Raw genomic sequence first — 20,827 nt, 5'->3', positions numbered from 1 at the left:
CCCTTTCTTGTTAGAGATAAGGAGGAACGGTTAGGTTCCTCCCACTAACATTACTGAAGCAGCGGTTTAATTTTGGTTTCCGTTTCCTTAACTGCATCCTCGGGGGATTTCACTCCAGTGAGAACTTGCTGCAGCATCTCCTGCACAGCATCTGATATTTTAGGATAGTTGGGTCCGTAAGCTCTTGCTTTGGATACATTCATGGAATCGGCAAAAACCTTCGTTGATTTATCATTTTGCCAAGTGGCATCATTGATCATATCTGTACGGCTGGGCAACCGCCCTGAGGCGATAAGATAGTCCTTTAAACGAGTCGGTTCCTGGGAGTACTTGATGAGATCCCAAGCCGTGTCTTTTACTTTAGATGTCGAGGTTATAGCCCAATTCTCGCCGCCCAAGATTGTCCCGCCTTGCTTATTAGCCGGTAAAGGCACAACCCCCCATTTGAATTTGGCGTCCTTCGCAACCAAAGGAAGCTGCCAAGTGCCGTTAACTACCATGGATACTTTACCTGCGATGAATTGAAGCATGACAGCCTGTTGGTCTTGGGTCAAAACTTCTTTGGACATTGCCCCTTCATCGACCATTCCTTTCCACAGCTTCAGCGCTTCGACCGTTCCCGGAGTATTAAAGCTGTTCAAATCCGACCCTGCCTGCCATATAAAAGGAAGAAATTGAAACATCCCTTGTTCGTTGCGAATAGCCGATGCAGCAAAACCATAAACGCCGCTTTTAGTTAATTTTTTAGCTGCGTCCTGTAATTCCTTCCAGTTTGCCGGCGGTTTTTTTTCAGCTGCATCCAACAGGTCAGCATTGTAGAATAATGCCAGATTATTGCTGCTTGTTGGTACTCCATAATTTTTATCCTTATACATCGTTGAAGACCAAGGCCCTTTAAAATATTTATCTGCTTGTCCCCAATCCTTTATCTCTTTGGAGATATCAGCCAATATACCGGAAGCCGAGAAGGCTTGATGGTCCGGGTTATCTATCCATACAATATCCGGGAGCTGACCCGCAGCCGATCCAAGCAGCAGCTTATTTTTAATATCCGCAAAAGGAACATAGGTCCGTTCAATTTTCACGTTGGGATGTTCCTTCTGATAGTCCTCAATCAATTTGGTTAATGCCTTGACTGTGGCTTCTGAAGAATTGTAGTCCCATAAGGATACTTTTACCTGCTCACCGGCTTTAGCGGCGGGTGTGTTGGCATTACCCGAGCTCGGTGTCGTTGTTGCCGCTGATGAGCATGCCGACGTAGCCAGTAAGATCATTGATGAAATGAGCAATAAACTTTTTTTCATTTCCAAGCCTCCTAATATAGATAATTAAGGATTACCATCTTGCATCGATTCATAGCGTATATACGTAATTAAACCGCTTACATAAAGAATCATAACGGATAATCCACTACCTATGAATCAACAAAGTTAAGCTATGGACATGAAGATAGTTAATACTCACTGTATTTTCAAGCCTCACAATTCACACATTTAACCTTACTGATCGCCTAACCGGTTGTTTGCTTTTTGATCATTGCCGCTTCTCTCACGTAAATTCGAATCACGGTCCCACCATTGGGTCCACGTTCGGAACATATCGTTAATCCATATTCATCACCGAACATCAACTTTAAACGGGAATCTACATTTTTCATGCCGTAACCTGCTGATGTAATAACACCCTCTTCCATCAAATCTGAATTCAAGAGCGTAGATTGCTTCCTAACTTGTTCGGTGTCCATACCTACGCCATTATCTGCGATTTCGATCACAACGTCATCATCGATCCTCCAGCCTTTTACCGTAATGATGCCCTTTGATCTCAAACGGCGAATCCCATGTACGATGGAGTTTTCAACCAATGGCTGCAAAACAAGCTTACCGATTGGATAAGAGGATATTTCCGGACTGAGGCGAATGTCATAATCGAATCTTGCCTCAAAACGGATTTTTTGAATTTTCATATAAATCCCGATCATATCAAATTCCTCTTGCAGCGTGTTGGTCTCTTTTCCTTTATTCAGAATAATCCGGAACAGTTTGGACAGTCCGTTGACCATTTCACTTATTTTGGGTTCATTGTTGTCGAGTGCCATCCAATGAATCGAATCCAAAGTATTATAAAGAAAATGCGGATTAATTTGATACTCCAATACTCTCAACTCGAACAATCTTTTTAACCGCTGCTGCTCCTTCACGTCATGGAGCAAGTCTTCTATATGGGCTGCCATTGAATTAAAGGTGTCCCCGATAATCCGAATTTCATCCTTTCCTTGCAAATGAATCCGAGTGCCCCAGTTCTCCTGACCAAATTGCCTCATCGCTTTGATGATTAATGCGATTCTTTGAGATAATACCTTAGCCCCTGTCAAAGAAATAAAGACAGCCAAAATCAGAAAGAACACATAACCAAAGTACATATTATTACGAAATTGGTTGGCTTGTTTGTCAATGTATTGGGTATTCAAACCGATAAATAGCCTATCTCCCATATCCAAATTTCTCATAACTGTTCGCCACATCTTGTCGTTGTAAGTGGTATTAGATAAGGAAATCCCGGCATTGTTATGTAGATTCAGATCAAGCTTTCCGTATCCTCCGGATATTCGTTTATTGTCGTAGATCATCCACGTATTTTCAGATTTATTGATCATGCCAAAGATCATATCCCCAAAATAATTATAGGTTTCGAAAGAGTTTCTGACCGCATCTAATGATAAATTCACAATTACATAACCGACAACATTCTCTGGTTGGTTCGTACCGTATATTTTGCGGGCTATGGTAATCATATCCACATTTTTCGTTAAAGCATCGTTCACACTCCATGCCAATCCTGCTTGGTTCGGTAAAGATACTTGTTTGAGCAATACGGAATTGCTCAAATCTTCAGGATAAATTTGATAGTTCTCACCGGTGTTAACATATATGCCTTTATCCATATCGATGATGGCTATGGAGTAGATGTTGTTCCTCACCAATCGGTACCTCGACAATAAATCGCGTATGATTGCCTGATTGTCATAGGTTTCAAATAGCGCCTTCCGGTCATTTATGAACTCTGGAGGAAGATTCGGTTTTTCAATAGAAGCTGTTCGTGATGCAGAGAGAATACGTTGAACTTCGGATTCAATCAAAATTTGATTAGTCAAAGTAGTTACGTCATTGAACAAAGCGCCTATTTCCCTGTTGGTAGCATGCTCTAATACAAGTAGTGTATTATTCAGCTCTGCAATCTTTTGTTCAATCTGTTTATCCATCAATTGATTGATCATAATAACCATAAGCATATTGGGGACAGCGATTAGAAGAACCAGCTTAAAGAAAATTCCGCGATTCAGTGTTTTATATCCTTGTGTCAAAAAGACGTATATCCACTTAAACATGGAAATCACTCAGTTTCTTGTAATCGGACGGGTTCATCCCGACCCATTTTTTGAAATAACTGCTAAAATACAGCGGATTTTCATATCCAACGATTTCAGAAATTTGATTGATTTTCAACTCATCACTATTTAAAAGCTCCTTGGCCATTTCCATCCTTAATCGGGCCAAATACTGCATGCATGACAATCCGGTCTGCTTGCGAAATGTTTGGGTCAAATAGTTTGGATGCACTGAAACCACATCTGCCAGTCTTTGCAGGGAAAGTCCACAATCTCCGTAATGTTCTTCCATAAATGACGTGATCCTTATAATCAAATCATTATGATGTTTGGTTTTGAGCGAAGCTCTTAGGGAAATGCAATCTTCCAACCAATCCTGCATTTGCCGTGATATTTCCGGTATAAATAACCCGACTAATCGAGGTGCGGCAGGTTTTTCAAGCCCAAGCTCCACCAATATCAGATGTATCGATTCGATCAATTTGTAACAGGCTTGCAGAATCGGCTCCAAACCAAAACGGCTCTCCAATACCAAACCAATAAAGGCATCTGCACTGATCCGCGCTTCCTCCGCATGCCCATTTCTGATGGCCAGTCGCAGCCGCTTCTCCGCTTCCAGTGGGTAATTAAACAGGGATTTCATTTTATTCTCCATACGCTCCAAAGTATCAGCAACAGATAGGCCAAGCTGCAGTAAATCACGCGCTTCCTCATCCACACCTAAAGCAATAGGGATGCTAAGAACACTTTCCGCCAAATAGGAAAACTGCTGGACTGCTTCTACTGCTTCCGTATACCCGTCTGACAATCCAAATACGAGCGTGTTTGTATCCTTAATCATCACAAAGCCGCGGCACTGAACAAGTATCGTTTCGGAAAAGAGTTGTTTAACAGCTACTGAATATAACAAGTAATCCCGGTTGGTTAACTCGGCAGATGCTTTTAAAATACGGATAACCCCACCGTGAAATTGGTTTTCAAGTGAAAACGGAAAATACTCTGCAAAACAGCTGATTTCTCTGACGGAAACCAATCGCCCTTCAAATAAGTCCGATAATAACTTATCCCTCACATACAAGGAAGCGTTGGTGGTTAATTGTTCTTTGCGCAGCAAATCAATTTTATTCTTCTGTTCCTTGTGTATTTCTTGACGAATCGTTTCCAGTACTGCATACAGTTCCTTGGGTTCTACCGGTTTCGTAATATAACGCAGAACCTTTAGGTCTATTGCCTTTTGGGCTAAGTGAAAGTCTTCATGCCCTGATAAGATGGTGCAGCGCACACCTGGATAAAGCTCATTTACTTTGGCTATCAAATCGAGCCCGTCAATATATTGCATGAGGATGTCGGTAATAATCAGATCAGGAAGATGGTCAGTTTCACTGAGCCATTTCAATGCGGTTTCCCCATCATCCGCAGTACCCACTACCTCATAACCATCAAATTGCTGAATGACTCTTTCCATTCCATGGCGAATAATTTGTTCATCGTCAACGATGAGTACGTTCATCCTATCGGCTCCTTCTGCATTAGTTAACCATTTAAACTAAGTTTAGCAAAACATTTATGATTAGGATAGATCACTAAGCAAAAGGATGGAATTGAAATAGAATCGTACCAAGATGATGAAAATGAATTCTAAAAACACAAAAAAGGATCTATCGCAATTCATACGAACAAAGCCGTATTTGTGCAATAGTTCCCAAAAGGTTATACACTAGTATTGGTTTTCTTCTTATTAGAAGTATTTTCAAATTCTAATAAAACAGTCGTAATAATAGTCTGGGTCTGCTCTAACATCTTTCTATTTACAACTGAACTCTCAGATCCTGTACGGACACTCTGCGCTGATCATTTTTTCTGACCTCAGCAGGTGTTATCTTGGGCTTTGCTTCCCCCGCTTCGAGCATACGTGCCTCGAGTCGGGATCTCAGCTCGGCTGTCACCGAAGCGTAACTTTCAATCCCAATCAGATTGTTCAGCTCATGCGGGTCAGCATGGAGATCATACAAGTGCTGCTCCACGTATACATCTGCAGCGGCGTCCGTCCAACCGTCCTTGTCAGGGGCATATACACTGTATTTCCAACGATGTGTCCGAATGGCGCGCCCTACCTCCGATTCGCTGATTTGCAGGAACATCTCCTTAGGCCAATCCGTACTTCGTTTCTGCGCCAAGGGCAGCAATGAACGTCCCTGCATCGCTTCCGGTACGGGTATTCCTGCAGCATCCAGCAGTGTCGGCGGAAGATCAAGCAAGCTGACAAGCTCCTGAATTTTGCCTCCTGCATGGAAGCCCGGACCGATCAAGGCCGTCGGAACTCGAATCGAGCTGTCGTGGCAGGAGCGCTTGTACTCTGAATTACGCGTTTTAAAGTGGCAGCCATGGTCAGATGTAAATAAAACAATCGTATCTTCATGCAGCTGCAGGCTGCGCAACGCATCCAATAAGCGACCAAGCGCTTCATCCAGCCGCTTGATCATTCCATAGTAGCCACCCAAATGCTGGTGCGCCGTACCACCGAGTGCAGCCAAATCCGCCGGCGTCCATTGTCCGCTGTATTGACCTTCATATCCGATAGGTGCTGGATAATTATCGAGATGATTTTGATGGTGAGGCTCAATATAGGAGAGGAACAAATAAAACGGATCCCCCGACTCCTGCAGCAGGTTTCGCTTATGCTCCTGGTGAACGAACTGAATGGCTGCATCGGTGAGCGCATCCGCGCGGTACCCCGGAAGGTGGACAGGTTCATTCTCATTATTGTACATGACCGTATCATAAGCATCGGAGGAAAACTCCAGAATGTTGGAGGCAAGCCAATGCTCATAGCCTCCTCTTTGCTCTTCTGGCACTGGCTCCGTGTCCGCCAAATGCCATTTGCCGATATACCCTGTACGGTAACCTGCTTCCCGAAAATAATGAGCTAACGTCTTACTGTCTGCTGGCAAAGGGATTCCATTGCGGTAGCAGCCCGTAGATGTTGCGTATTTTCCTGTCTGCAGGCAGGATCGAGCTGGACCGCATACCGGCTGGCAGGTAAAAGAATGATTTACATGTGTGCCTTCAGCTGCCATCCGGTCAAAATTTGGCGTAAGTCCCAGAGGGTTGCCATGCGCTCCTGTGGAATCCCACCTTTGTTGGTCGGTGAAAAAAACAATGACATTGGGACGTTCCGTTCTCTTTGTATTCATTGCCTGCCAGCTCCTTCACTATATAAGTGGATAGACTACGTAACTTACCATAACCCTTGATCGTCGAATCGTCGTGCTAGCCAGTTAGTAAACAGCAGCAGCAGCAAACCGGCCACAGATTGAAACAAGCCGGCCGCCGTGGCTATAGAAAACCGCCCCATGCTCAAGCCTACACGGTAAACATACGTATCTAATATATCTGCAACATGCAGGACAACATCATTTGATAAAATAAACACTTGATCGAAGCCTGCGGATAAAATCTGCCCTGCTCGCAATATCAGCAGGATGACAATAGTTCCCGATATCGCTGGAAGGGTCACATGTCGGATCAGCTTGTATCGACTTGCTCCATCCATTCGGGCCGCTTCATACAGCTCGGGATTAACACCCGCTATAGCTGCAAGATAGATGACGGTCCCCCAGCCGATTTCCTTCCAAATGTGTGAAATAACGAGCAGCGATCGGAATGATTCGGGCTGCATCAACGGAGAACTGCTGAACCCCAGCCAGGACAATAAGCCAGTAGAAGGAGACAAGATCGTAAATAAAATGCCCCCCAGCACAATCCAAGACAAAAAGTGCGGGAAATATAAAATACTTTGAATCACCCGCTTGAATCGTTGATTCATCACCTCATTCAACAGGACCGCAAGAGCGATAGGTGCTGGAAAGCCAAAGATCATCTTATAAAAACTAATCAACACAGTATTATACAGCGCATTCCAGAAATCACCGGTAGAAACCAGGATCTCGAACCATTTCAGCCCAACCCAAGGGCTACCAATAATACCCTGCGACAGCTTATAATCCTTGAACGCAATGATGACGCCGCCCATCGGGATATATTTGAATACAATGAAGTAAATAAGACCCGGCAGCAGCAATGCATAATAATATTTGTAATTGTTTAATGCTCGGATCAGACTTCTTGATGGTGCTCCATAAACACGAGGGGCAGAATTGCCTGCACCGATATTTTGCCTGCTCATAGGGCACCTCCTTTTTCCAGCTGAAGTTTACGATATTCTCCGGGGGTCATGTTCTCCCATTTCTTAAAAAAACGAATAAAACTTTGCACATCATGATAGCCAATCTGACCGCATATTTCCTGAAGTGAATATTTACAATCGCCGAAAAAAAGCAGCTCCTTGCTTTTATCGATTCGCAGACGTGTCAAGTAATCCAGCGGCGCTTTTCCGGTCTCGGTGCGAAACATACGACTTAGGTAGCTGCTGCTTACGCCGACATGCTCAGCTACTTCCGATATCGATTCAATCCGGTCATATTGCGCCTGCATATATTCAATGGCCTTGCCAACAAACGTATTGCTTTGCGATTTATCCTGAAATTGTTCAAGCAGGTTCATGATATCGGTAATGTAGCTGTAAAAGAGCTCCTTCACTTGACCTATATGCGTACATTCACTTACCGATTGGAACCGCAAATGAACCTTGTCGAGCGAATAACCGTCTTCATACAACTCCTGGACGATCGCTCCCATCATCAGGGTGACAGTATCCTGTACGGCGTCACGAGTATAAGCTTTGCTGACCATATAACGGTCGAACAAATCGTCAAGGCAGAGCTTCACCAGATCCCGGTCCACCGACTTCAATCGTTGCAGCAGCTCCTTCTGAATAGTCAATGGATAACTCCATTTCCCCCAGTCAACTGAATCATCGAAAAAGATGCAGTCTGCATGGCGGGTCCAAGCCGTATGATGCGCAGCCTGTTTGGCTTCATGATACGATTTGTTCAAGAAATTCATTTCCGGATAAATGCCTCCAAAAGACGTCTGCAACGTGATACCGAAATTATCCTGCCCAATGTGACCGGCTTCCCTGCAGCAAGCGTGAAGCTCCTGCTTAAGCTTATCCAAATATTCGGCTTCCGGCACATTCAGGATAAAGCCAAGATGATGGTTTTCCAATATCGTACCTACTACAAAAAATCGCTTCTTCAGTTCATTCTCGATAACACTGAACAGCAGCAGCCGGATTTCGTTGTAGTCATCCTGCTCCTCATAAGCCTGCATATCTGCTTGAACGATGACCGCCGCATAATAGGAATGGGGAAACACGATGCCCAGATGCTGAAGTCGATTGGTCATTACTGACGTTTCAAGCACTCGGTTCGTTAAAATGTCGTAAATCAGCCTATAACGGATGATGGGCTCACTCTGCTCCAAGGTATGCTTGATGCTGCGATTTTCCTGAACTAGCTCGCGGATTGCTTCAGCTATAAGCTCACTTTCATCCTTTCTCGTGATGTTGATTCCTTGGGGTTGAATATATTCTTTGACAATATTTTTCCAGGGTCTTGTAAATCGAATACTGAACAAGCAGGCGAGCACCATGCCGATCAGTATAACGGCTCCTGCAATCTGAAGCACATGATGAAGCTTGGCATTCAAAGCATCCTGATAAACGTAATAAGGAATACGATTTACAACCATCCACGGCATATGGTCTGACCGGACATAGCTGAGCAAATACGGCTTTCCATTCCATTGTTGTTGAATCATCCCTGACTTACCGGACAGCTGATGCCCGGATACGAGAATCTGCAGGGATTCGGTAAAGCTCCTATTCTCCGGGTCACTGCTCGATAGAACAGCCATGCTTTCATTGTCTACAATAACCATCTGCCCGTTGTCTGCATTGGTATAGTGGAATAAAGCATCAAAGAAAGCCTGCCGTTTTACATTCAGAATCAATTCGCCTAGCGGTTCCTTTGCCGTAAGTGGTACAAGCCTATGAAACGTAATCAAATCGACAGGATCATTTTGTGATGAATCATACAGTCTGCGAACCTGATATCCTTTACTACTATGGGAAGCAAAGCTCATTGTGATCATCTGACGGTCAAAAAAACGATCGAGACTATACAGACCTTCGTTCGTGGTCAAAATGCGATCTCCCAAACGAAAATACAAATATATCGAATACAGCAGATTGTTGGCGCTGACCTCTTCCTTTATTTGATCCTTTAAGGATCCAAACTGGAGTATGGAAAGCGGGTACGGATTCGTTAAGGCTGTGTTCATGTCCGGCTTCAAAGCGATTTGCAGAGAAAGCTGCTCTACACTCTCAATTAACGAATCCGTATGCCTGAGCATGCGTGACATTTGGTCATGGGAGGCTTGCTCAATCTCCGACTTGACATCATGGGACACAATCATCAGATAGGACGAACCGGCCGCTAGAACGAGAACCACTATGATCGTTATGTAGGATACTAGCATTTTGTTAAACATAGACGTTTCCTCTTTTCCTTGTCGTACGCGTTCGATCCGTCAACTATCGGATGGCGGGAACTTATTTGGTTTTCTTCCATTCCGCGTTGACCTGCTTCTCGATCTCTTGCCCGCCCTCTTGGTAATAACGTTTGACAAATTCATCCCATTTCTCAATAGACCAGGCACCGGTAACGATTTTGGCAAAATACTCATCCCACAGCTTTTTAATATCTGGATAATCGTTCATAGCTTGCACGCTTTTCCAAAACTCATTGCGAACCAGATTGTTCCGATCATTAGAAACGGTCATCGCTGCAACGGCTTCATCTGTCAGCCAGCGGCGGTCAACGACTTGAAGGAACCGGATTGGATTGGAGAAGCCTTTCTTGTAAAGCTCAGAATAATTGGCAACCAACAGCTTGATTTTATTTTTATCCTTATCGAATTGGTAATCCTCATTCTCGATCCCGTAGGTCACCAAATCAAAGCCCGGACCTGCCGACCAGTTGATCAGCTCCAACAATTTTTCCGGATTTTTGGCTTTCGCCGAGATGGCTCGAATATCGTTGTATGCAGGAGAGTTTTCGGCTGTCCCCTTCTTCCCAGCGGCTCCTGCGGGCGGAGTCAGAAATGCCAGCTTCGCTGTTGTAACGGTTTTCTTCAATGCACTGTAGTTTGCTCCTGTCGGATCGGCATCAAATGCTGTCCCTTCAAAAATTCCCGCTTTGGAATTAACAATTTTCTCATTCATCTGCTTCTGCTCCATAATGGGGAACTCTGGATCAATGATACCCTCTTTGTACCAGCTTTGCAGTAAGGCAAGCGCCTGCTTCGTTTCGGGGAGCACCATTCCCTGCTTCAACTGCCCGTCACGCTGCTGCCAAAATGTAGGAACAACACCGAACGCGCCGAAAATAGGGCTGAAATACGTGCCGTATGTACCGACTCCCGAAAGCTTGTTGGTCGTAATTCCAAATGTATCTTTTTTTCCGTTGCCATCTGGATCATTAAATGTAAAAGCCTTGAGTACATCATGCAGCTCATCCAGTGTTGTTGGTGACTTCAGATTCAGGGTATCCAGCCAATCCTGACGAATCAGCAGTCCGTTCGTGTTGGGCCCATTAAACGGTTCAGGGCGATAACCCGGTGGTAGCCCGTAAAGCTTGCCTTTATATTTGAGCATTTCCAGGTCTTCGGGCTTCAGGAATTTCATCACATCAGGCGCCTTTTTAAGCAAATCGTCCAGCGGAATTATCAAGCCCTCGTCCGCCAAACGGTTCAACGTTAGTAAATCAGGTACACTGAAATAGTCCGGCAGATCCCCGGAAGACGCTAGCAAATTCAACTTCGTCTTATACTCCTCCCCGGAGGCCATCGACACCTTGTAATCGACGCCTTTGATACCAGCCTGCTCCAGTGCGGAAAGCACCTTTTTCTTGGCAGGACCGCCATCCGCAGGATATTCGGGCGCTTGAAAGCTGCGGAAAATATTGTAGGTTACTTTGGCCATGTCGCTGCCGCTGCCTGAAGGACTGCCCTGCGATGCAGCCGTACTGCTTTTACCGGTACCACCTGTCTCTGGTTGGGCACTGCATGCTGCGGCAAGACTCGCCACTAAGGATAAAATAACGATAGATTTGAATTTATTATGAGATAGCATAGCTTCTTTTCCTCCTGTACATGATGAAACTATAAATTCGTGTCTTGCTGTTGTCTCATGCCTTGACCGATCCGATCAGTGTGCCTTGTACAAAATATTTTTGCAGGAACGGATACACGATGAGGATCGGCAGCACCGCCATAATCGTCGTTGCCGCAATAACGGATTCCGTTGATGAGCCTGTACTTTCCCCAGTCATTTGTGCCACAGTCTGTCCATTGATAATATCGCGCAGCAGCACAGGGAGAACGTATTTGCTTTTGTCATTCAAATAAAACAAAGCCTGCAAATAATTGTTCCAGTAGCCGACCGCTTCCCACAGTGCAATCGTTGCCAGCACCGGCTTGGAAAGCGGGAGAATAACACTAGCAAAAATGCGTACGGCATGCGCGCCATCCATCGTTGCTGATTCCTCCAGCTCCCGTGGCAGCGTTCGAAAGAAACTCATCATGACAATGACGTTGTAAGCAGAAATCGCTGTTGGCAAGATTAAAGACCATAAAGAATTGATCAGCCCAACATTTTTCACCAGCAGATACGTAGGAATAATTCCCCCATTAAATAGCATGGTGAACAGAATAATAAGAACAACGGATTTTTTACCCGGTAAATCACCTTTAATCAGTGGATATGCCGTAGCCGCCGTCAGCAGCACACCGATAAACGTCCCCATCAGTGTAATGAACAGACTGTTGCCATAGGCAAGCCATAAATACCGGGAATGTACAATGTTGACATAAGCGTCCACGGTGAACCCCTTCGGCCATAAAAACAACCCGCCCTTAAGAGCCTCTTCCATACTGCTGAAGGACACCGCCGCCTCACGCCACATGGGGTACAATGTAACTAGAGACAATACAATTAAAAAAACACTATTGCTAAGTGAAAATAAGACGCCTCCTTTTTGTTTCATGGTTGTCTCTCCTTCTACTTGGAAATGTTAGGCGTTTTCGGTTAATTCCGAGTAATTTGATTATGTATAAAATCGCTCAAATAATAAATAATGAATTTTTGTTCTCATTATAAAAATTTGATTTTTTTCATAAATTCGTTGATTTATCAGCATTTTTCACATAAAAAAGACTCCCCCTAATGAAAATAACATGAAGAGGAGTCTCCGGCAGTCCGGTCAACTGGATTTAATCATACCAATTAACTTGTATTTATTCAAACCTTGCTTTTCACCAATTTATAAAACAAATTTAAGATTTGTTTTCCATGGGAAATATTTCGTCAAGTGCTTTTAGATTAAAATTTTCTCATTAATTTCTAATAAAGATGATGTATACCAAGCCTGGCAAGGCTTTCTGAGGCTTCTAGTAAATAGTGGAAATTTCTTTTGTGGTAAGGTGGATTTGGGTAATCACCCGTCCATAACTTACCTTAGGAGGAAACATGAACAGCATGAATAAACGCTATGGTAAAACTATAATTGGTATTGGTCTCAGTCTCTCGATCCTTTTTTCAGGCAGTCTACTCGTCACACCTCCATCGGCTTATGCCGCAACAGCCTCCAGCACTTCGGTGGCCAATAAAATATTTGCTACCGGTAAGAAATATTTAGGAGTTCCTTATAAATTCGGAGCATCCTCCGGTATCACTTCAGCATTCGATTGCTCATCCTTTACTCAGTATGTATATAAGAAGAATGGAATTAATCTTCCGCGCTCTTCTGTACAGCAATCCAAAGTCGGTAAATATGTTTCAAGAAGCCAGCTTAAGCCGGGGGATTTGATTTTCTCTGACACGAACAAAGACGGTAAAATCAATCACGTTAGTATTTATATGGGCAACAACAAATTACTTCATACCTACAAAGTCGGCGTAGGAGTTACGATATCCAATTTTTCTGGAAGTACTTGGGACAAGACATACGTGACGGCACGTCGTGTTCTTTGATCAATTAATTCACTTCGCATATTGAAGAGTTCGGATACAGTTGTATTTATCCATACTCCAACGTCTCGGTATACCTCATTAGGCGAGCTGTACGAGTGATACATACAATTGAATCCGGTTGAAAATAGTATAGTTACACATTAGGGACATTTGTGCGCTTTTTTAGCAGCCACGAATGTCCCCATTTTGAGTATGTACACGATCAAAAAACGCCTCCAATACACAATTCTCCTTAACCTAATCTCACCATCCAATCATTTGCAAGCACTTCCAAAACCTTTAGAATCACACGGTTAATTTATCTTACACGGATTAAGAAAATAGATCATATTCGTGAGTCGCTGAAAAGCTCTTGATCATCAAGGGCTTTTCAGCAAGTTTTTAAATATAAAGAGGATTGTTGTTATATTAGGTGCTAATAGGATAACGAGGCGTTACGCAAAGTTCGCCAGTAATATTCGGTGTAACACCACCTGCTGTGACTTCTAATTGTATGGTATCGAATCCAGTTTTGGTGAAGGCAAGAGCAGTACCAGGTGTAATTGTATCGGTTTCAACAATAGTTCCTGCAGGTCCGCCAAGAAGGAAGTTGACAGTGATAGTTCTTCCAACTGGAGCGGCACTTATCAAAAGAGTTCCTGAGACATATAAGTTATTGGTATTCATATTTAAGTGGTATAGATCTTGGGCGAATGCGGAGCCGACTGGTGTACTATTAATTGGAAAACAAAGTTGATCTTGAACGAAGGTAACTTGATTACAACAGGAGAAATTACTTTCGTTACCCTCTTAGCGGTTAACACAGACACCAAATTGCGAGTCCAAATGCGACAGATAGAATAATATAAATATGAATTTGTGGGGAATTAAAATGGGTTGTCAATCATCTCGAGGTCCAATAGTTGCCGGCATCTGTCAGAATACAGAACGATACCAATTGCGAAATGCAAGCCATTATAAAAATGAAAACAAAAGAAATTGTCCAGATGATCGGACAATCGCAGCAAGTCTCCTTGGTTCTGCCCTCCATTAAAAGCTTAACCATCGTATGTAGCGGAGAAGCAGCCCCAGTAGCCAGGGGAAGCTATATTATTAAATATCGCAGAGCTCATAGAATCCTATAGCATTCGAGATGAACGTGGTGAAACATCATATACGGCCCACTTGAGGAACCGTATAGCTGTTTCATATTTTTTTGCCCCGTTTTAGCTTAAACGAATAATCGTCAAAGCTGCTCCAGCACCGCTGCCTAACAATGTAGCCAAACCTAGTAATCCGAACAATTGCAAAGAAATAGTAGAGTTGGCTCCCAGAGTTACAATAACATCATTATTAAAATTAGTGAGTGATAAAACTGGTGAGACGGTAGAAGCCAGATTTGCGGCTCCATTGATAAGCAATCTTGAACTGATTAATAGCGCTGCTGTCAAGTTGATTTGATACGTAATGTAGTATCTTCCAGCTATTGAGACTGTAAACGTGTCATTAGCGCCGTTAATGCTTATACCCGGTCCTATATTTTGAGCATTGGGAAGTTGTACATTGGTTCCTCCAAGAATCACCGAAATAACTGTCCCTGACGTATTGGCAGCAAAAGCAGAGTTAGTCGTTTCACTAGAACCTGTTGCCCCTGTCGGTCCTGTCGCACCCGTCGGACCTGTCGCTCCCGTCGCACCCGTCGGACCTGTCACTCCCGTCGCACCCGTCAGCCCCGTCACACCCGTCGGCCCTATCGCACCCGTCGGCCCCGTCAGTCCTGTCACTCCCGTCGGACCTGTCACTCCCGTTGCCCCTGTCGCTCCTGTCACTCCCGTCGGTCCTGTCGCTCCCGTTGCCCCTGTCGCTCCTGTCGGTCCCGTCGGCCCTGTCACTCCCGTCGGCCCTGTCGCACCCGTCGGACCTGTCACTCCCGTCGCACCCGTCGGACCTGTCACTCCTGTCGCACCCGTCAGCCCTGTCGCTCCCGTCGGTCCTATCGCTCCCGTCAGTCCTGTCGCTCCCGTTGCCCCTGTCGCTCCCGTCAGCCCTGTCACTCCCGTTGCCCCTGTCGCTCCTGTCACTCCCGTCGGTCCTGTCGCTCCCGTTGCCCCTGTCGCTCCTGTCGGCCCTGTCACTCCCGTCGGCCCTGTCGCACCCGTCGGACCTGTCACTCCCGTCGCACCCGTCGGACCTGTCACTCCTGTCGCACCCGTCAGCCCTGTCGCTCCCGTCGGTCCTATCGCTCCCGTCAGTCCTGTCGCTCCCGTTGACCCTGTCGCTCCCGTCAGCCCTGTCGCTCCCGTTGCCCCTGTCGCTCCCGTCGGTCCTGTTGCTCCCGTCGGTCCTGTTGCTCCCGTTGGTCCTGTCACTCCCGTTGCCCCTGTCACTCCCGTCGGCCCTGTCGCACCCGTCGCTCCCGTTGCCCCTGTCACTCCCGTTGCCCCTGTCGCTCCCGTCGGCCCTGTCGCTCCTGTCGGCCCTGTCGCACCCGTCGGCCCTGTCGCACCTGTCACTCCCGTCGCTCCCGTCGGCCCTGTTGCTCCCGTCGGACCTGTCGCACCCGTCGGACCTGTTGCTCCCGTCGGTCCTGTTGCTCCCGTCGGTCCTGTCGCTCCCGTCACACCCGTCGCACCCGTCGCACCCGTTGCACCCGTCGGCCCCGTCGCTCCCGTCGCTCCCGTCGGCCCTGCCGCCCCTGTCGGTCCTGTCGCACCCGTCGCACCCGTCGCACCCGTCGCACCCGTTGCCCCTATCGCACCCGTCGGCCCTGTCACTCCCGTCGGACCTGTCACTCCCGTTGCCCCTGTCGGCCCTGTCGTACCCGTCAGACCTGTCGCACCCGTCGCCCCTGTTGGCACTGAACTTTCGTGGCAACAAGAGAAATGGGAATTACTTACATATATTCTCTGCGACACATGTATCACCGCCAATCTTTTATATAGTTATAGAATGCAAATTAAGGAGTTTGAGGAAATGCTTTTGTACTTAGCAATCCGCGTATTTTTGACTTTATTTTAGTCACATCAGCATAAAGTCTACTATATGAAGTAAGTCACAGTTATAAAATGACTTTTCAACCATTTCTCCAACCCCATTCCCTGGTGACCTTACATACCAAATAAACCATTCAATAAAAAAGAAAAAAGCTTGATAACTCAAGCTTTTTCAAAAGTAAAACGCATATATTTTCTTCACCTGTGAGGTAGGTAATTATGATAACTTAAACATGTTTCTCTATTAATATCTCATTTGAAGTGCAGATAGTCTGATTAACGGCAAGCTTGTTCAAGCGCACGTAATACGGCTAGCAGCCTCTGCTCCATTTCTGAGTCTGTAATAACACCTTCTTTATTTAATTTCAAAGTGATATGGGGTATCATCATCAATCCTTCTTCTATAATCTCAGCATTAATCATTTTGAGAGTAAGCAGAAGTGAAGCATGTGCTTTATCTCCACCCATTGGCGTTGGTGACGCGCTGATGACGGCTGTAGGTTTATTCATAAACTCGCCTGAGGATACGATCCAGTCTAGAGCATTTTTTAGGACGCCCGGAACACCATTCCCATACTCAGGAGTGCAGATAAGTACACCGTGTGCCTCCTTAAGCTGCTGCCTTAGCCCTTGTACCGAAGAAGGTCCATCGTCGAGATCGAGGTCAGGATTAAAATGTGGAAGATCGCCCAACCCACCATAAATGGTAAATTGGATGTCCGCCGAGGATAATCCAATAATGGCTTTCATTAATGCAGTATTAGACGATTTTTCACGAAGACTTCCCGATATAGCCAAAATTTGAATTGTATTTTCCATAAAACATCATTCCTTCTTTTATTCTTAATGACTCTTAAAGTCCAATTCGAGCATAAATAGTAATTGTATCCATAATGGCTCTTATTCAGCGGCTTGAGTTGGTCAAAAGGTCCTTGCTCTCAGGTCCATTCATTAATTCTTCCCTTGCTTCAAGCAGCCATGGATGCACCAACCTCAGTTGATTTCTTTGGCCCCAAACATGATTTAAGTAAATCAATACGGCTCCGTCTAGGTCCGATGCTACAATTTTTTCTCTCATTGCTTCTTGATATGGATGTTCTCCGGGCAGATCCCATGATATTTTATCAGCAACAAACAATATCTTATCTAGCTTGCTTGCACCAGCTTTAAGAGTCGTATGACATTCAATTGCATTTAAAACCTCAGTATCCGTCATTCTAAATGTTTCTCTTGCCATGTCTTTTGAAGTTTTTGGTGTACAATTCGAGGAAATAAACGCTCCTCCTCCAATATCTCAATAAGCAGCTCTTCTGCCATACCCATCATTTTCGTTTTAGGTATGACGTTACTAATGTCATGTAATAATCCTACCTGCTCTGCTAGCTCTGGATCTATTCCAAATAAGGATGCGATTCTACTTGCCTCATGAACGACATTCATTGTATGTACAAAGGTATCATGCTCACTATGGGATTTAAAAAAACTTCAATATCATTCTTTAGGGTATGATTAAATACACTTCCTTCAACATACTGCTTATAAATCAGATTCATGTTTTCCATCCTTTACAGGGATTTTTATTATGGAATCTCCTTATAATCTATACTTAAAAATAATCTCTGTAGAGTCCCCAATGTTTTGTTCAAGCTTTTCAACTATTGAAATTTGTTTGGTTTGAACATATTTTTCAAAAAACATCTGACTGGCCATATTGCCTTTTGAAATTGTTAGATCCATAAATTGGTAACCCTTCTCCCTTGCACTAAAGATGGAAGAATCCAATAGTAATGTTGCAATCCCTTGGTTTCTATAATCCTGATGAATACAAATTTGCCAAATAAATAATGAAAGCTTATCAGCACTCGGCATACCACTTACAAAACCGATTATCTCATTGTCAATTTCCACAACTTTACATGTTGAAGCGTAATAGTTTTCTAGCATCCAATACACGTAGAGGTTATGCGCTACCACATAGGGCCCACATTGTTCAACAAATCTAAGTATTCTAGAGGCATCCCCCTTACAAATACTTCTAATATCCATGGAAATCCCCCTACAATTTATATTTCTTTATTAGTTCCTGATCCATAAAGTTAACATCGTGGAGCATATCCAGATCTCTTTCACCACCATTTTTATACTTCTTCCTGTAAATAGGAACCTTATTTTAATTATATCAGTATTTGTATTTATTGGTAATCGAGCATTATACAAAGAACCCTCTACCCATTATAAAAATGGGACTGAAGGTTCTCTATCTTTTTTGCATAATGTAGCCATTTTGAGGAGCGATCGAGCCGCGTTCATCCCCTTACTAATTCATCAGTCCAAGCAAGAAGTCCACCCGTCATGTTGACGACATCAAATCCTTTTTCATTCAACAGCTCACATGCCAATCCACTGCGATTTCCGCTTCTGCAGATCATAATGGTTTCTTGCTTGGCATCCAACTCATCCAATCTGTCCTGCAGTTGTCCGAGTGGAATATGCTTGGCGCCGGCAACATGTCCTGCATCCCACTCATCAGGCTCTCTCACATCCACAATTGTGAGGGCTTCACCCTTTTTCATACGTGCGACGAGTGCTTGTGGTGTTATCTCTTTGGTTACTTGAAAAGCCATTGTAATCTCTCCTCATGGATTCTTTTTTTTACTTTCTATCGAGCTTTTGAACTAACGACTTTTGACTAACAAATCAACGGCTTCCTGAACAATCTTGCTTGAATCTCTTCCAGCGGCTTGTTCTTCCAGCAAGCATTGCTGTAAATTGACAGCGACGATCTGTGCGATTGCCTTGTCTGATGCATTTCTTACCGCAGACAATTGGCTCACTACTTCCTTGCAGGTTTTACCTTCTTCCATTAATCTTAGAACTCCGCGAACTTGACCTTCAATTCTTCTCAAGCGTTTTTTCATATCCTCTGTATACGTGTAATCCATTATTCAACGCACGCCCTCCCTTAAACGGATACCTGTATTAGGCATATTCTGATTAGCGTACTATTTATATACACATACCCCTATGGGTATACGAAAATACTAAACAAATTATAAGTTCATGTCAAGCGATATCGGACTTACAAATTATTGAAGCGAGTGAATACAATCAAACGGAGCCTTCTGGAGAAACGAAGTGTTCGCCTTTGCAGATGGATTCTTACCCCTTTGGGGCTAAGTACGGTGGGTTCTGATATATGACAAAAAAAGCCGTTGTTACCCGATACTTTATCGAGTAACGACTGCGACTTTTATTATTTATTTGGTTTACTATTGTCATCCTTACGATTCAAAATCGCACGTGCAACATGGAACATCATACCCAAAAACAATCCAGTTCCCACAACGATATATATCATTGTAAATACTTTACCAATTCCCGTCTGTGGTTCGAAGTGAGGATGTCCAACAGTGCTGAGTGTCGTAATGCAGAAGTACAACGCATCCAATACGGACAGTCCTTCCTCTGCCGTGTAAAATAACGTGCCCGACAACAACATCAAAATAATGAGGACAAACAACACTTGAAAGTCCTTTTCTTTGAAAGCTCTCCATATTCCCTTTATTAAACGCATAAACGTGATCAAGAAGGATACCATGCCCAGAATTCCTTTCGACAAGTTCAAGTTTATTTCATGTTCCCTCTTGTTGTTGATTTATATTCACCCCATGGATCCCTACACGTTTATACTGAGTAATCCATGATGATCAATGAACAAAAAGACAAGTTAAATCCCTCTTTACAATAGACAAATGTTCTATACAATTAGAATATGGGATAAAAACCCAAATTTGTTTCAGGAGTGATTGCATGTCTAAAAAGGTCCTTTTCATCACAGGAGATGCAGTGGAATCATTAGAAATTTATTATCCGTACTATCGTGTTCTGGAAGAAGGTTACGAGGCGGTAATTGCTTCACCAAAGAAAAAAGTGCTGCGGACTGTCGTACATGATTTTGAGGGCTGGGACACGTATACGGAAAAACCGGGATATCAGCTGGAATCACATGCAGCCTTTGATCAAATTGACCCCACTGAATATGACGGACTCATTATTCCAGGCGGCCGTGCCCCCGAATATATTCGATTAGATGAAAACATTCCACGGATCGTCAGTCATTTTCTTGAAGCAAAAAAGCCAGTTGGTGCGATCTGCCATGCGGTTTTAGTACTTAATGCTCTGAAAAGCAACCATTATTTCGAAGGACGAACCCTAACAGCCTATACAGCTTGCCGCCCGGATGTTGAAAATTTGGGTGCAATATACTCATCCGAAACCTTGCAGGTAGACGGCAATATCGTTTCAGGACATGCTTGGCCTGACCTGCCGGGCTTCATGAGAGAATTCCTTAGTTTATTGAAGAAATAAATTTCACATCGATACAGCGAATCTGCACAACGAACCAGACCTCCGGCTCATTATGGCTGAAAGTCTGGTTTTGTCTGTTTGGGCTGCACGTGAGCTCATATTTGC

18 protein-coding genes and 1 pseudogene are annotated in these 20,827 nt (G+C 44.2%); 2 read left to right on the top strand and 17 right to left on the bottom strand.

Annotated elements, in window-relative coordinates; translation table 11 throughout:
* Positions 1 to 50 precede the first annotated feature (50 nt).
* The 8 genes from BM210_RS17145 to BM210_RS17110 all read right to left on the bottom strand — a co-directional run bounded on the left by BM210_RS17145 (position 51) and on the right by BM210_RS17110 (position 12,396).
* The gene (locus BM210_RS17145) at positions 51 to 1,304 is read right to left on the bottom strand and encodes an ABC transporter substrate-binding protein (RefSeq protein ID WP_091170557.1); all 1,254 of its coding nucleotides are present in this window, start codon (positions 1,302 to 1,304) and stop codon (positions 51 to 53) included.
* A 206-nt stretch (positions 1,305 to 1,510) separates the two neighbouring features.
* Entirely contained in the window at positions 1,511 to 3,388 is a 1,878-nt protein-coding gene (locus BM210_RS17140; protein ID WP_091170553.1) for a sensor histidine kinase, read from the bottom strand.
* Entirely contained in the window at positions 3,381 to 4,898 is a 1,518-nt protein-coding gene (locus BM210_RS17135; protein ID WP_091170550.1) for a response regulator, read from the bottom strand. Before BM210_RS17135 ends, BM210_RS17140 begins: the two co-directional genes overlap by 8 nt.
* Before the next feature lie 298 nt (positions 4,899 to 5,196).
* The gene (locus BM210_RS17130; protein ID WP_091170549.1) at positions 5,197 to 6,582 is read right to left on the bottom strand and encodes a sulfatase family protein; all 1,386 of its coding nucleotides are present in this window, start codon (positions 6,580 to 6,582) and stop codon (positions 5,197 to 5,199) included.
* Positions 6,583 to 6,626: 44 nt separating this feature from the next.
* Positions 6,627 to 7,574, bottom strand: coding sequence for an ABC transporter permease (locus BM210_RS17125; RefSeq protein WP_091170547.1), 948 nt, complete (start codon positions 7,572 to 7,574; stop codon positions 6,627 to 6,629).
* A complete protein-coding gene (locus BM210_RS17120; protein WP_091170544.1) occupies positions 7,571 to 9,841 on the bottom strand; it encodes a helix-turn-helix domain-containing protein in 2,271 nt (756 codons plus the stop codon). The genes BM210_RS17125 and BM210_RS17120 overlap by 4 nt, the downstream gene beginning before the upstream one ends.
* Positions 9,842 to 9,902: 61 nt before the next feature.
* Positions 9,903 to 11,483 carry a type 2 periplasmic-binding domain-containing protein gene (locus BM210_RS17115; RefSeq protein WP_091170543.1) on the bottom strand — a complete coding sequence of 527 codons (1,581 nt, stop codon included), beginning with the start codon at positions 11,481 to 11,483 and terminating at the stop codon, positions 9,903 to 9,905.
* 55 nt (positions 11,484 to 11,538) lie between these two features.
* Positions 11,539 to 12,396 (bottom strand): carbohydrate ABC transporter permease, encoded by an 858-nt coding sequence (locus BM210_RS17110; protein WP_091170540.1) that lies wholly within the window; start codon positions 12,394 to 12,396, stop codon positions 11,539 to 11,541.
* A 482-nt stretch (positions 12,397 to 12,878) separates the two neighbouring features.
* Between BM210_RS17110 and BM210_RS17105 the strand changes: the two genes are divergently transcribed.
* A complete protein-coding gene (locus tag BM210_RS17105; protein ID WP_177237859.1) occupies positions 12,879 to 13,382 on the top strand; it encodes a C40 family peptidase in 504 nt (167 codons plus the stop codon).
* Between the two features lie 408 nt (positions 13,383 to 13,790).
* Here the strand turns inward: BM210_RS17105 and BM210_RS17100 are convergent.
* The 9 genes and pseudogenes from BM210_RS17100 to BM210_RS17060 form a co-directional block, all read right to left on the bottom strand.
* A pseudogene (locus BM210_RS17100) lies at positions 13,791 to 14,141 on the bottom strand (S-Ena type endospore appendage); the annotation flags it as partial.
* Between the two features lie 446 nt (positions 14,142 to 14,587).
* Entirely contained in the window at positions 14,588 to 16,276 is a 1,689-nt protein-coding gene (locus BM210_RS17095; protein ID WP_305728465.1) for a BclA C-terminal domain-containing protein, read from the bottom strand.
* A gap of 354 nt (positions 16,277 to 16,630) precedes the next feature.
* Positions 16,631 to 17,173, bottom strand: a complete 543-nt coding sequence (locus BM210_RS17090; RefSeq protein ID WP_091170534.1) for an NADPH-dependent FMN reductase — start codon at positions 17,171 to 17,173, stop codon at positions 16,631 to 16,633.
* 85 nt (positions 17,174 to 17,258) lie between these two features.
* Entirely contained in the window at positions 17,259 to 17,591 is a 333-nt protein-coding gene (locus BM210_RS17085; RefSeq protein ID WP_177237857.1) for a hypothetical protein, read from the bottom strand.
* Positions 17,567 to 17,794 (bottom strand): hypothetical protein, encoded by a 228-nt coding sequence (locus tag BM210_RS36275; RefSeq protein ID WP_091170529.1) that lies wholly within the window; start codon positions 17,792 to 17,794, stop codon positions 17,567 to 17,569. The genes BM210_RS17085 and BM210_RS36275 overlap by 25 nt, the downstream gene beginning before the upstream one ends.
* Before the next feature lie 153 nt (positions 17,795 to 17,947).
* Positions 17,948 to 18,400, bottom strand: coding sequence for a GNAT family N-acetyltransferase (locus tag BM210_RS17075; protein WP_091170526.1), 453 nt, complete (start codon positions 18,398 to 18,400; stop codon positions 17,948 to 17,950).
* A gap of 260 nt (positions 18,401 to 18,660) precedes the next feature.
* Entirely contained in the window at positions 18,661 to 18,978 is a 318-nt protein-coding gene (locus tag BM210_RS17070) for a rhodanese-like domain-containing protein (protein ID WP_091170523.1), read from the bottom strand.
* A gap of 51 nt (positions 18,979 to 19,029) precedes the next feature.
* Entirely contained in the window at positions 19,030 to 19,296 is a 267-nt protein-coding gene (locus BM210_RS17065; protein WP_091170521.1) for a metal-sensitive transcriptional regulator, read from the bottom strand.
* A gap of 311 nt (positions 19,297 to 19,607) precedes the next feature.
* Positions 19,608 to 19,952, bottom strand: coding sequence for a potassium channel family protein (locus BM210_RS17060; protein WP_091171037.1), 345 nt, complete (start codon positions 19,950 to 19,952; stop codon positions 19,608 to 19,610).
* A gap of 212 nt (positions 19,953 to 20,164) precedes the next feature.
* On the opposite strand from BM210_RS17060, the gene BM210_RS17055 reads away from it, so the two are divergent.
* Positions 20,165 to 20,722 (top strand): DJ-1/PfpI family protein, encoded by a 558-nt coding sequence (locus BM210_RS17055; protein ID WP_091170518.1) that lies wholly within the window; start codon positions 20,165 to 20,167, stop codon positions 20,720 to 20,722.
* The last annotated feature ends 105 nt before the right edge of the window (positions 20,723 to 20,827 follow it).

This window comes from Paenibacillus sp. 1_12 (assembly GCF_900114475.1).
Taxonomy (GTDB): domain Bacteria; phylum Bacillota; class Bacilli; order Paenibacillales; family NBRC-103111; genus Paenibacillus_S.
Note: the sequence above shows the minus strand (reverse complement) of the source record. Positions and strands in the feature narration are given on the sequence as shown.